12 protein-coding genes are annotated in these 12114 nt (G+C 61.8%); 11 read left to right on the forward strand and 1 reads right to left on the reverse strand.

Going from position 1 to position 12114, the window contains the following annotated elements; all coding sequences use genetic code 11:
• Positions 1 to 36 precede the first annotated feature (36 nt).
• From DK391_RS03265 to DK391_RS03315, 11 genes are all read left to right on the forward strand, one after another.
• The gene (locus DK391_RS03265) at positions 37 to 939 is read left to right on the forward strand and encodes an alpha/beta fold hydrolase (protein ID WP_109476557.1); all 903 of its coding nucleotides are present in this window, start codon (positions 37 to 39) and stop codon (positions 937 to 939) included.
• Positions 936 to 1796, forward strand: a complete 861-nt coding sequence (locus tag DK391_RS03270) for an IclR family transcriptional regulator (protein WP_109476558.1) — start codon at positions 936 to 938, stop codon at positions 1794 to 1796. Before DK391_RS03265 ends, DK391_RS03270 begins: the two co-directional genes overlap by 4 nt.
• Positions 1796 to 2602 carry an SDR family oxidoreductase gene (locus DK391_RS03275; protein WP_109476559.1) on the forward strand — a complete coding sequence of 269 codons (807 nt, stop codon included), beginning with the start codon at positions 1796 to 1798 and terminating at the stop codon, positions 2600 to 2602. Before DK391_RS03270 ends, DK391_RS03275 begins: the two co-directional genes overlap by 1 nt.
• Positions 2595 to 4253 carry a thiamine pyrophosphate-binding protein gene (locus DK391_RS03280; protein WP_109476560.1) on the forward strand — a complete coding sequence of 553 codons (1659 nt, stop codon included), beginning with the start codon at positions 2595 to 2597 and terminating at the stop codon, positions 4251 to 4253. The genes DK391_RS03275 and DK391_RS03280 overlap by 8 nt, the downstream gene beginning before the upstream one ends.
• Positions 4246 to 5091: an aspartate dehydrogenase gene (locus DK391_RS03285; protein WP_109476561.1), complete on the forward strand. Its 846-nt coding sequence runs from the start codon at positions 4246 to 4248 to the stop codon at positions 5089 to 5091. The genes DK391_RS03280 and DK391_RS03285 overlap by 8 nt, the downstream gene beginning before the upstream one ends.
• A 19-nt stretch (positions 5092 to 5110) precedes the next feature.
• Positions 5111 to 6607, forward strand: a complete 1497-nt coding sequence (locus tag DK391_RS03290; protein ID WP_109476562.1) for an aldehyde dehydrogenase — start codon at positions 5111 to 5113, stop codon at positions 6605 to 6607.
• Between the two features lie 13 nt (positions 6608 to 6620).
• The gene (locus DK391_RS03295) at positions 6621 to 7586 is read left to right on the forward strand and encodes a VOC family protein (protein WP_109476563.1); all 966 of its coding nucleotides are present in this window, start codon (positions 6621 to 6623) and stop codon (positions 7584 to 7586) included.
• Positions 7579 to 8835 carry an FAD-dependent oxidoreductase gene (locus tag DK391_RS03300; protein WP_109476564.1) on the forward strand — a complete coding sequence of 419 codons (1257 nt, stop codon included), beginning with the start codon at positions 7579 to 7581 and terminating at the stop codon, positions 8833 to 8835. The genes DK391_RS03295 and DK391_RS03300 overlap by 8 nt, the downstream gene beginning before the upstream one ends.
• Positions 8836 to 8862: 27 nt before the next feature.
• On the forward strand, positions 8863 to 10266 hold the full coding sequence (locus DK391_RS03305) for an MFS transporter (protein ID WP_109476565.1): 1404 nt from the start codon (positions 8863 to 8865) through the stop codon (positions 10264 to 10266).
• Between the two features lie 351 nt (positions 10267 to 10617).
• Positions 10618 to 10983, forward strand: a complete 366-nt coding sequence (locus DK391_RS03310; RefSeq protein ID WP_109476566.1) for a type II toxin-antitoxin system RelE/ParE family toxin — start codon at positions 10618 to 10620, stop codon at positions 10981 to 10983.
• Positions 10976 to 11296 (forward strand): DNA-binding transcriptional regulator, encoded by a 321-nt coding sequence (locus DK391_RS03315; protein ID WP_109476567.1) that lies wholly within the window; start codon positions 10976 to 10978, stop codon positions 11294 to 11296. The genes DK391_RS03310 and DK391_RS03315 overlap by 8 nt, the downstream gene beginning before the upstream one ends.
• Before the next feature lie 52 nt (positions 11297 to 11348).
• Here DK391_RS03315 and DK391_RS03320 read toward each other — a convergent pair whose 3' ends face one another.
• Positions 11349 to 12098, reverse strand: a complete 750-nt coding sequence (locus DK391_RS03320; protein WP_109476568.1) for an SDR family oxidoreductase — start codon at positions 12096 to 12098, stop codon at positions 11349 to 11351.
• Positions 12099 to 12114 lie beyond the last annotated feature (16 nt).

The following is a 12114-nucleotide window of genomic DNA, read 5'->3' on the forward strand; positions in this document are numbered from 1 at the left end:
AAGCACCTCACTCACGAAGCGAAGCGAAACGAAGCCATGTCCGCAGCACTGCCCGTCACCGCCGATCAGTCCGATCAATCCGTCACGCTGGAAACGCGCCTCTCGCACTTCCCGGCAAAGCGGATCGCGATTGCGTCGCAACGCACGCTCGGCTATCGCGAAGCGGGCGCTGCACATGCTGGCGCATTGCCGCTCGTGCTGTTGCACGGCATCGGCTCGGGCGCCGCTTCGTGGGTGCAACAGCTTGAAGGACTCGGCACGACGCGCCGTGTGATCGCGTGGGACGCGCCGGGATATGGCGAATCGACGCCGGTTGAATCCGCTTCGCCGCAAGCCGACGCATACGCGATCTCGCTTGCGCAATGGCTCGACGCGCTTGATATCGAGCGATGCGTGCTGGTCGGTCATTCGCTCGGCGCGATCATCGCCGGTTCGTTTGCAGCGTCGCATGCACAACGCGTGGCGGGCTTGCTGCTGATTTCTCCCGCAGCGGGCTACGGCGCAGCATCCGAAGAAGTGCGTGCATCGAAGCGCGACAGCCGCCTCGCGATGCTCGCCGAACTCGGCCCGCAAGGACTCGCAGAACAGCGCAGCGCCAACATGTTGTCGTCGCATGCCGATCAGGCGTCGCGCGACTGGGTGCGCTGGAACATGTCGCGCATCGTGCCGCACGGTTACGCGCAGGCGACGCATCTGCTCGCCAATGCCGACCTCGCCAGCGATGTCGCGAACTACACAGGCCGTATCGCCGTTGCAGTCGGCGCGGATGATGCGATCACGCCGCCATCGTCGTGCGAACGCATCGCACTTGCGGCACATACACGCTTGCAGATCATCCCGCGCGCGGGTCACGCGGGCTACATCGAAGCAGGCGACGAATACACCGCGCTCATCGACGCATTCTGCCGCGCGAGCGACGGCCAATGGAGCAAAGCATGACCCCCGAATTGACGGGCACTGTGCCTGACGCAGAAGAAGACCGCAGCGACGCGAGCTATCGCGTGCCAGGTCTGGAACGTGGCCTGCGCATTCTCACTGAGTTTTCGCCGCGCGAGCCGGTGCTCGGCGCACCCGAGTTGTCGAAGCGCCTCGGCATTCCACGCACGACGGTGTTCCGTCTGTTGCAAACGCTCGAAGCGCTCGGCTTTCTTGAGCGCGCGGATCGCGACCGTAACTATCGTCTTGGCGTCGCTGTGTTGCGCCTGGGGTTTGAGTATCTGAGTTCGCTCGAACTGACGGATCTCGGCTTGCCGCTGATCGAAGCGCTGCGCGACGCGACGGGTTTGACCTCGCACATCGTGATCCGCGATGGCCGTGACGTCGTGTTCGTCGCGAAGGCGCAAAGCCATGCACCCGTGTTCAGCTCGGTGAAGGTGAACGTCGGCACGCGTTTGCCCGCACATGCAACGACACACGGACATGTGCTGATGGGCGATCTCTCGCTCGCCGAACTGCGCGCGCTGTATCCGGAAGACACGCTCGAACGCTTCACGAAGCACACGCCCGCGACCGTCGAGGAACTGTACGAACGCGTGAAGGACGATGCCGCGCGCGGCTTTGCGATCAGCGAATCGTCCTTTGAAAACGGTATTTCCGTGATTTCCGCGCCGGTGCGCAACGACACGGGGCGCATCGCTGCCGTCATCACGACGACGATTCCGCGTCCGCAAATCGACGCTGCGCTGCTCGACGGCGGGCTGGTCGACAAGGTGCGTAACGCAGCCGAGCAACTGTCGCTGCGGCTGAACTATCGGCCGTCGGCGGAAAGCCGCTACATGAAAGCATTGGGGCTGTGATGAATCAAATCGATCTGACAGGACAGGTTGCAGTGGTGACGGGCGGATCGTCCGGCATCGGCCTCGCAACGGCTGAACTCTTTTTGCGCGCGGGCGCATCAGTGGCGATTTGCGGACGCGATGCCGACCGGCTTGCGAGCGCTGAAGCCTCGCTGCGTGTCCATTATCCGCAAGCGCAACTTCTGGCTGCACGCTGTAACGTGCTCGACGCAGACGACGTCGCGCAGTTCGCGAATGAAGTGCAGCAGCGTTTCGGCCGCACCGACATGCTGATCAACAACGCAGGCCAGGGCCGCGTGTCGACCTTTGCGGACACGAGCGACGAAGCATGGCGCGAGGAACTCGATCTCAAGTATTTCAGCGTAATCCGCCCAACACGCGCCTTTCTGCCGATGCTCGCGCAAGCCGCGCAGCAAGGCAATGGCTCGATTGTCTGCGTGAATTCGCTGCTCGCGTTGCAGCCTGAACCGCATATGGTCGCGACTTCATCGGCACGTGCAGGCGTGCAGAACCTGATCAAGTCGCTGGCCGTGGAGTTTGCGCCGCAAGGCATCCGCGTGAATTCGATTCTCATTGGTCTGGTCGAGTCGGGCCAATGGCGCCGCCGTTATCAGACGCAGGCGCAGCCCGGTCAAAGCTGGGAAGACTGGACCCGCGAACTCGCACGCAAGAAAAGCATTCCGCTCGGCCGTTTAGGCCTTCCCGAAGAGGCCGCCCAAGCTCTCTTTTATCTCGCTACACCCCTGTCGTCGTACACGACGGGAAGCCATATCGATGTTTCCGGAGGCGTTGCACGTCATGTCTAACAAAACCACCGTCGGCGAGCTGATCGCCGCTTTCCTCGAGCAGTGCGGCGTCCAGACTGCTTTCGGCGTGATCTCCATTCACAACATGCCGATCCTCGACGCTATCAATTCGCGCGGCAAGATCCGCTATGTCGGCGCGCGCGGCGAAGCGGGCGCGCTGAACATGGCCGATGGTCTGGCGCGCGTGTCGGGCGGCCTCGGTGTCGCGATCACGAGCACGGGCACGGCTGCGGGCAACGCGGCAGGCGCGATGGTCGAAGCGCTGACGGCAGGCACGGCACTCGTGCACATCACCGGTCAGATCGAAGCGACGTATCTGGATCAGGATCTCGCGTACATCCACGAAGCGCCGGATCAACTGGCCATGCTGTCGTCTATTTCGAAGGCGGCGTATCGCGTGCGTTCAGTCGAAACGGCACTGGCGACGGTGCGTGAAGCCGTGCGCGTCGCGCAAACGGCGCCGAGCGGCCCTGTTAGCGTCGAGATTCCCATCGACATCCAGGCAGCCGAAGTGGAATGGCCCGCCGACATGACGGCACCGCACATCACGACGCTGACGCACGACACGAAGCGCGTCGAGCAACTCGCCGATGAACTCGCGAAAGCAAAGCGTCCGTTGTTGTGGCTCGGCGGCGGCACGCGTCATGCACGTACGCAGGTGGAGCGTCTGGTGAAGCTCGGCTTCGGCGTCGTCACGAGCGTGCAGGGCCGTGGCGTGCTGCCCGAAGATCATCCCGCAACACTCGGCGCATTCAACGTGCAGCCGACCGTCGAAAAGTTCTACAAGACCTGCGATGCACTGCTCGTGGTCGGCTCGCGCCTGCGTGGCAACGAAACGCTCAAGTACAAGCTTGCGCTGCCGCAGCCGCTGTTCCGTGTCGATGCTGACGCACTTGCCGACAACCGCGGCTATCGCAACGAACTTTTCATTCACGGTGATGCAGCCGACGTGCTCGATCAACTGGCGACGCTGCTCGAAGGCCGCATGAAGATCGACCCTGCATTTGCAGGCGATCTCGCCGCAACCCGTGAAGTCGCTGTCGGTGAAACGGGCAAGGGTCTCGGACCGTACAAGCGCCTCGTCGACGTGCTGCAACACGCAGTGGGCCGCGACTACAACTGGGTGCGCGACGTGACAATCTCGAACAGCACGTGGGGCAACCGCATGCTGAAGATCTTCCAGCCGCGCGCGGGCGTGCATGCACTCGGCGGCGGCATCGGCCAGGGCATCCAGATGGCGATTGGCGCGGCGTTGGCGAATGCTGCGTCGAAGACCGTGTGCCTGGTCGGCGACGGTGGCCTGATGGTCAACGTCGGCGAACTGGTCACGGCTGTGCAGGAAAACGCGAACGTGATGATCGTGTTGATGAACGATCAATGCTACGGCGTGATCCGCAACATTCAGGACGCGCACTACGGTGGCCGCCGCTGTTACGTGCAACTGCATCAACCCGACTTCGCGCAGTTCTGCGCGAGCTTCGGCCTCACGCACTACCGCATCTCGTCGCTGGATCAGGCTGAAGCGATCGTTCGCGACGGCATGGCGAAGACGGGTCCCGTGATGGTCGAAGTGGACATGCTGTCGGTCGGTACGTTCGCCACGGCATTTGCAGGCCCGCCCGTGCGCAAGCAGGAGCCGGAACATGCCTGAAGCCAATCACGCTGCCAACGGTGCCGCCATGAACAACCTGCCTATCGACATTGCAATGATCGGCTTCGGCGCAATCGGCCAGACCGTTTATCGCGCGGTCGCCGCCGATCCGCAAGTGCACGTGTCGCACGTGATCGTGCCCGAGCATCAGGCCGATGCGGTGCGCGAGCAGGTCGGGCCGGATGTGGACGTGGTGTGGTCCGTCGATGCGTTGAAGTCGCGCCCGCAGTTCGCGCTCGAATGTGCGGGGCACGGCGCGCTGGTCAGCCATGTCGTGCCGCTGCTGAAAGCGGGCACGGATTGCGCGGTTGCATCGATCGGCGCGTTGTCTGACCTCGCGTTGCTCGACGCGCTGAACGCTGCTGCTGACGAAGGCCACGCGACGGTGACGCTGTTGTCCGGCGCGATCGGCGGTATCGATGCGTTGGCGGCGGCGAAGCTCGGCGGTCTCGACGAAGTGCAATACATCGGCCGCAAGCCGCCGACGGGCTGGCTCGGCTCGCCCGCCGAACAGGTTTGCGATCTGCACACGCTGACGGAAGCACGCGTGATCTTCGAAGGCAGCGCGCGTGAAGCGGCACTTCTGTATCCGAAGAACGCGAACGTTGCGGCGACCGTCGCGCTTGCAGGCCTCGGCCTCGATCAGACGACCGTGCGTCTTATTGCCGATCCCGCAGTCACGCGCAACGTGCATCGCATCGTCGCGCGTGGCGCGTTCGGCGAGATGTCGCTGGAGATGAGCGGCAAGCCGTTGCCCGATAACCCGAAGACGTCTGCGTTGACCGCATATAGCGCAATCCGCGCGCTGCGCAATCGCGCGGCCCGCTGCGTGATCTGAGAGTCAAAGGAAGTACGACATGCCCCACACCGACATCATTTCGAGCCTCGTGCCCTCCGCCGATATCCTGATCGGCGGCGAGTGGAAGCGTGGACGCGGCGCACTGTACGCGAGCGTGTATCCCGCGGACGGCTCGGTGAACACCGAGATCACCACGGCTGACGCCGACGATGCTCGCGAAGCCATCGAAGCCGCCGACATCGCGTGGCGCAAACCGGACTGGTCCGGCCTGAAACCGCATCAGCGTGCGTTGATCCTGTATCGCATCGCCGATCTGATCATGGCGAAGCATGAAGCGCTCGCGCAGCTGCAACGCCGCGACAACGGTAAGCCGATCAACGAGACGCGCGTACTGGTTGCGAGCGCCGCGAACACGTTCCGCTATTTCGCGGCCTGCCTCGAAACGCTCGATGAAGAAGTCACGCCTTCGCGCGGCGACTACCTGACGATGAGCGTGCACGAGCCGATCGGTGTGATCGCGGCGATTACGCCGTGGAATTCGCCGATCGCATCCGATGCACAAAAGCTCGCGCCTGCTTTGGCGGCTGGCAACGCAGTCGTGCTCAAGCCCGCTGAAGTGACGCCGCTCGTATCGCTTGCGCTTGCGCGCATCTGCGAGGAAGCAGGCGTGCCGAAGGGTGTGTTGAGCGTGCTGCCCGGCAAGGGCTCGGTGATCGGCGATGTGATGGTGCGTCATCCGCTCGTGAAGAAAGTGTCGTTCACGGGCGGCACCGAAGTAGGACGCGGTATCGCGCGTATCGCAGCGGACAAGTTGATGCCCGTGTCGCTCGAACTCGGTGGCAAGTCGCCGACGATGGTTTTCGAAGATGCCGACCTCGATCACGCGGTAAATGGCGTGCTGTATGGCATTTTCAGTTCATCGGGTGAAGCGTGTATCGCGGGTTCGCGTCTGTTCGTGCAACGCTCGATTTACCCCGAGTTCATGAAGCGGCTCACGGAAAAAGCGCGCCAGTTGCGCGTCGGCGATCCGGCGAGCGAGAACACGCAGATGGGTCCGCTGATTACGGCAAAGCATCGTGAATCGGTCGAGCGTTATGTGGCGCTCGGCCTTGAAGAGGGCGGGCGTTTGCTGTGCGGTGGCGAGCGGCCTGTGGGCAACAACCGCGAACAAGGCTACTTCTATCAGCCGACGATTCTCGAAGGCCTGACGAACAACGCACGCATCTGCCAGGAAGAAATCTTCGGCCCGGTGCTGGTCGCGATGCCGTTCGACGACGAAGCGTCCTTGCTGAAAGAAGCCAACGACAGCGTGTTCGGTCTCGCCGCCGGCATCTGGACGCGCGACTACAAGCGCGCATGGCGCGTCGCGCGCGCCCTTGAAGCAGGCACGGTCTGGATCAACACGTACAAGCTGTTCTCGATTTCGACACCGTTCTCAGGCTGGAAAGAAAGCGGCATGGGCCGCGAGAAAGGCCGCCTGGGCATTCGTGAGTACATGCAGCAAAAGAGCCTCTACTGGGGCTTGAACGACGCCCCGCTCGCGTGGGCGAACTGAAGAGGCACGCAACATGAGCATTCTCGGCATTGAACAGATCACTTACGGCGTAACGGATCTGGAGACCTGTCGGCGCTTTTTCGCTGACTGGGGCATGAAGGAAACCGCGCGCAACGAAACGCGCGCGCGATTCGAAACACTGAATGGCTGCACCGTGCTCGCTGTATTGGCCGATGATCCGTCGCTGCCGCCCGCGTTCGAAGCAGGTCCGACGCTGCGCGAAGTGACGTGGGGTGTCGCGACGCCCGCTGATCTCGACAAGTATCGCGTGAGCCTGAAAGGCGCACAGGGCTATTACTCGCACGATGATGCCGTTGGTTGTATCGATCCGAACGGCATGGCGATCCGCATCGAAGTGACGCGCAAGCGCGATGTCGATGTGCATGGTTCGCTGTCGAACGTGTGGGGCCAGACGCTGCGTGTCGATACGCCCAGCACGATCTACGAACGCGCGGAGCCGGTTGAAGTGGGCCACGTCGTGTTCTTCACGAACTGTCTCGCAGAGCAGGAGAAGTTCTATCACGAGCGGCTCGGCTTCGAGACGTCGGACCGTTATCCGGATCGTGGTGCATTCATGCGCTGCGCACCGCACGGCGGCCATCACGATCTGTTCCTGCTGCAACTGCCCACAGGAAAGCGCGGCCTGAATCACGTCGCGTTCACCGTGCGCGATATTCACGAAGTGTTCGGTGGCGGCATGCATATCAGCCGTTGCGGTTGGGACACGCAACTCGGGCCGGGACGTCACCCTGTTTCGTCAGCGTACTTCTGGTACTTCCAGAATCCGGCGGGCGGCCTGATCGAGTACTACGCGGACGAAGACCAGCTGACGCCCGAATGGCAGCCGCGCGAATTCGAACCGGGTCCGACCGTGTTCGCCGAATGGGCGATCGATGGCGGTATCGACGGCAATACGCGCCGTCAGAAAGACACGAAAGCGCCGGAAGGCAAGTTCATGACGGAGCGCAAACATGACTGACGCTGCCAACACACACGCCGCGAGCCACACGGACGCGCCGCAAACCATCGTTGTGATTGGCGGTGGTCAGGCGGCGGGCTGGGTCGTGAAGACGCTGCGCAAGACGGGCTTCGAAGGCCGTCTCGTGATGATCGCCGATGAAATTCATCTGCCGTATGAGCGGCCGCCGCTGTCGAAAGCGGTGCTGTCCGGCGATGCCGATATCGACACCGTACGTCTGTTCGCTACCGACGATTTCGCTTCATTGAACGTCGAAGCATGGCAACCGGATGTAGCGACGCAGATCGACCGTGAACAACGCATCGTGCGCACGCAGACTGGCCGTGAAGTGCAGTATGACCGCCTCGTGATCGCAACGGGCGGCGCGGCGCGCAAGCTGCCGGCATCGCTGGTGAAGACGGATCACATCGCGTATCTGCGTACGCTGGATGAAGCCTCGGCACTCGGCGAGCGTCTGCGCAAAAGCCAGCATGTGCTCGTGATCGGCGGTGGATGGATCGGCCTCGAAGTCGCCGCGACGGCGCGCAAGCTCGGTGTTGCAGCGACGGTGGTGGAAGGCGCGCCGCGTTTGTGCGCGCGTTCGTTGCCGCCTTCGGTGTCGGATTTCCTGCTGGATCTGCATCGCGCGAATGGCGTCGATGTGCGCTTGTCCGCTGCGTTGACATCGCTCGATACGCATCCCGAAGACGCGAACAAGGTTCGCGCAACGCTCGCGGATGGCACGGTTATCGACGCCGATTTCGCAGTCGCAGGCATTGGACTCACACCGCACACGTCGCTTGCCGAAGCGGCGGGTTTGCCTGTGAGCGACGGCATCGTCGTCGACGAGCACGGCATGACGAACGACCCGCGCATCTTCGCATGCGGCGATGTGGCGAACCATCCGAGCGCGTGGCTCAAGCGCCGCGTGCGGCTCGAATCGTGGGCAAATGCACAGAATCAGGCGATTGTCGTCGCGAAGGCCGCGCTCGGCCAGTTCGAACCGTATGCGGAGATTCCGTGGTTCTGGTCGGATCAGTACGACGTGAACCTGCAGATTCTCGGCGACATTCCCGCCGATGCTCAACTCGTCGTGCGCGGCGATGTCAGCGCGCGGCGCGCGACGCTGTTTCATGTCGCCGATGGCGGCGTGCGCGGCGTGATTGCGATCAATACGCCGCGCGACCTGAAGCTTGCGCGCAAATGGATGACCCAGGGACGCACGGTCGATGTCGCGGCTCTGGCCGACGCCGACAAGGCACTCGCATAACCCCAGTACGCGGCGGAGAGACGACGCATGAGCACTATCGACAACACGTTTGAGGCACACAGCAGCGCTGGTGTCTCCCAACCCGCGACGCGCGGCTCGATCATCGCGCGGCTCGAGCGATTGCCTGCGAACGCTCTGCTGGTGCGCGCGCGCATCCTGATCGGTCTCGCGACGTTCTTCGACGGCTTCGACGTCATCGCAATTGCCGCGACGCTGCCGATCCTGATCGGCAAATGGCATCTGACGCCGTGGGACGTGGGCCTGATGATCGGCGCAAGTTCGGTGGGACAGTTGATCGGCGCGTTTCTGTTTCCGTGGTACGCGGAACGACATGGCCGCGTGAAAGCGATTGCGCTGAGTTCGGGGCTGATCGGTGTGACGAGTATTGCGTGTGGTTTTGCCCCGACGTTTGCAGTGTTTTTCGTGTTGCGCATCGTGCAAGGCATCGGACTGGGCGGCGAGTTGCCCGTGGCTGCGAGGTACTTCAACGAAATCTGCCGTGCGCATGGACGTGGGCGTTTCGTGCTGCTGTATGAGATCGTGTTTCCGGTTGGTTTGCTGGCGTCGAATGCGCTGGGTGCGTGGATCGTGCCGCGCTTTGGCTGGGAAGCGATGTACTTTATCGGCGGCATGCCGTTGATTCTGTTCTTCGTGCTGCGCAAGCTCGTGCCCGAGTCGCCGCGCTGGCTGGCCGAACGTGGCCGCATGGGCGAAGCCGCCGATGCCGTGCAGGCTTTCGAGCGCACCGCGAAAAGCGCGCTGCCGCCGATGGGCGACCCTGCTGCTTTCGAAGCAATGGCGGCACGCCATCCGAAGCGCAGGATGCGCGACCTGTTCGGTCAGGCTTACTGGAAGCGCTCGGCGGCTGTCGCGATGCTGTGGATGACGTGCGGCGTGATCCAGTACGGTCTGTCGACGTGGCTGCCGACCATTTATCGGACGGTTTATCACGCGCCGTTGCAGCTTGCGCTGAATCTGGCTGTCGCTGCTTCCGTACTCGGCGTGCTTGGCTCGCTGCTGTGCGCGATGCTCGTCGACAAGGTGGGCCGCAAGCCGATCATCAACTGGTCGTTTATGTTGTGCGCGTTGTCGCTGGTGTTGGCGGGTGTGTTCCACGACGCCTCTGTTTATGTGGTCGCGACGTGCTGCGCGTTTGCGCTCGGCTGGCTGGCGTGCGGGTTTATCACCGCGTATGTGTACACGCCGGAGTTGTATCCGACGAGTATTCGCGCGTTTGGCTGCGGTGTCGGCGGCGCGTGGCTGAAGCTCGCGGCGATCTTCGCGCCGACGCTCGTGTCGAAGACGATGATCGGCGGCAATCTCGATGTGGCGTTTTATCTGCTGGCAGTGGTGCCGTTTGTTGCGGCGCTGGTGGTGAAGTTTCTTGGAATCGAGACGAAGGGGAAGGTGCTGGAGCAGCTGGAGGCTTGAGTTTTCGTTGATGCTTTGAATGTTGGGCCACGATGCGCACTGTGCGTATCGTGGCCCAGGTTGTTTATAGGTGAGGGTTTTCGGGAGTGAGTGATCGCATGCCTGTCGGACGCACCGTAAATCGCTTCTCGACATGGCGTACGTGTAAAAAGACCACATTTCAGGGCAGTTTTGCCGCTTTCACGGGAGCGGTGTACTACAAGCACAGGGGCTGGAGGACGCGTTCGAAGCGAAAGGTGAGACTTTTCGGGGTTCCGTCAGTGGCGAATTGCCAGATTCTCTGGGATGCCGTTAGCTTGAAATATATACCACTTAGTGGTATATTTAAACATGCCCACGATCTGATCTCAAATGAAGAAAAAGCCGCTGCGGGTTTTCAAAACGGCCTGGTTCACCAGGAAGGCCAAGTCCGTGGGCATCTCGGATGTTGAACTTTGCAAGGCGGCGCGAGAGTTGAACGACGGGCAAGGCGACGACCTTGGCGGTAACGTGTGGAAAAAACGCTTGGACAAGAACACGAAACGAGGCATTGTCGTTAACAAGGTTGGAGATTTTTGGGTATTTGTTTACGTATTCGCCAAGAGTGACCGGGAGAACATTGACGATCGCGAGTTGCGCGGCTTTAAAAAACTCGCCCGGGACTACGGCGCTGCGAAACCGGCCGACATCGCCTGGATGTTGGAAGCGAAGGAACTCGTGGAGATCTGCAATGGCTAAGACACGTTACAAAAGCGATGCGTCGGAAGCTATTCATAGTGCTGCTTCCGGCTTGCATCGTGCAAAGGTCATCGACAAGAAGACGATGCGCGAGTACGACGAACTGTGCATCGAAGAAGTGCCGGAGTACAACGCGAAGGACATTGCGCGTATCCGTAAAGAAGTCAACGTAAGCCAGAACGTGTTTGCGCTTTATCTCAACACGACGGTATCGACGGTCCGGCAGTGGGAGCAAGGCGACAAAAAGCCTAGCGGTATTGCTGCTCGCCTGCTCCAGCTCATTCAGAAAAACGGCCTGGCGATCTTCGGATGAGTCAATCGAAAGGGCAATCGCACGATCGCAACGCCTTTAACGAGTGGTGCGATCACCCCTGCGGCAACTCCCGCACATCCGCCGTCGCCACCGCCCCAAACGTCTCGCTGAGCACATAATCCACCAGCTTGCCCGCCGACTCTTCAGGCGTCGATAGCTTGCCATCGCGCTTCAATTCCTCGAACTTCTCGCGCATCGGGAATTTCTCCAACTCCGACGAACGAATTTCCGCCTGCATATTCGTATCGACGACGCCCGGCGCGACGCTGCAAATCCGCAGCGCACGGTTTTGATCGAGCGCAACCGAGCGCGCATGATGATCGAGCGCGGCCTTGGTCGCGCAGTAGATGCTCCAGCCCGAATACGGATGCCGCGCCGCACCGCTCGAAATGTGCACGATGCGCCTGTCGCTCGCGTCCGGGCTTGCCGCTGCGAATGCGCTCGCAAGCATCAACGGCGCCGACACGTTCAGCGTGACAGCTTGCGCAATGGCCGCCACGTCCTGCGTTTCGACAGGGCCAATCGGCTGCACCATGCCCGCGTTGTTGAACAGCAGTACCGTCTGCGCATCCTTCATAAAGTTGCGCAACGTATCGCCTGCAAGGAATTGCGTCAGTCGATCGGCATTCGACAGATCGACTGCGACCTGTTCGAAGCCAGTCTGATTCGCGAATGCCTGATTGCCGGTACGCGAAACGCCGAGCACGGCAATACCCTGTGTCAGCAGCCGTTGTGTGAGTGCAGCGCCGAGACCGCGCGTATGGCCGGTGACGATAGCGCGGACAGAAGTCGTAGCGTTCATGTCGATGTGCGTTGAA

The sequence above is a fragment of the Paraburkholderia sp. C35 genome (assembly GCF_003121405.1).
Lineage (GTDB): Bacteria > Pseudomonadota > Gammaproteobacteria > Burkholderiales > Burkholderiaceae > Paraburkholderia.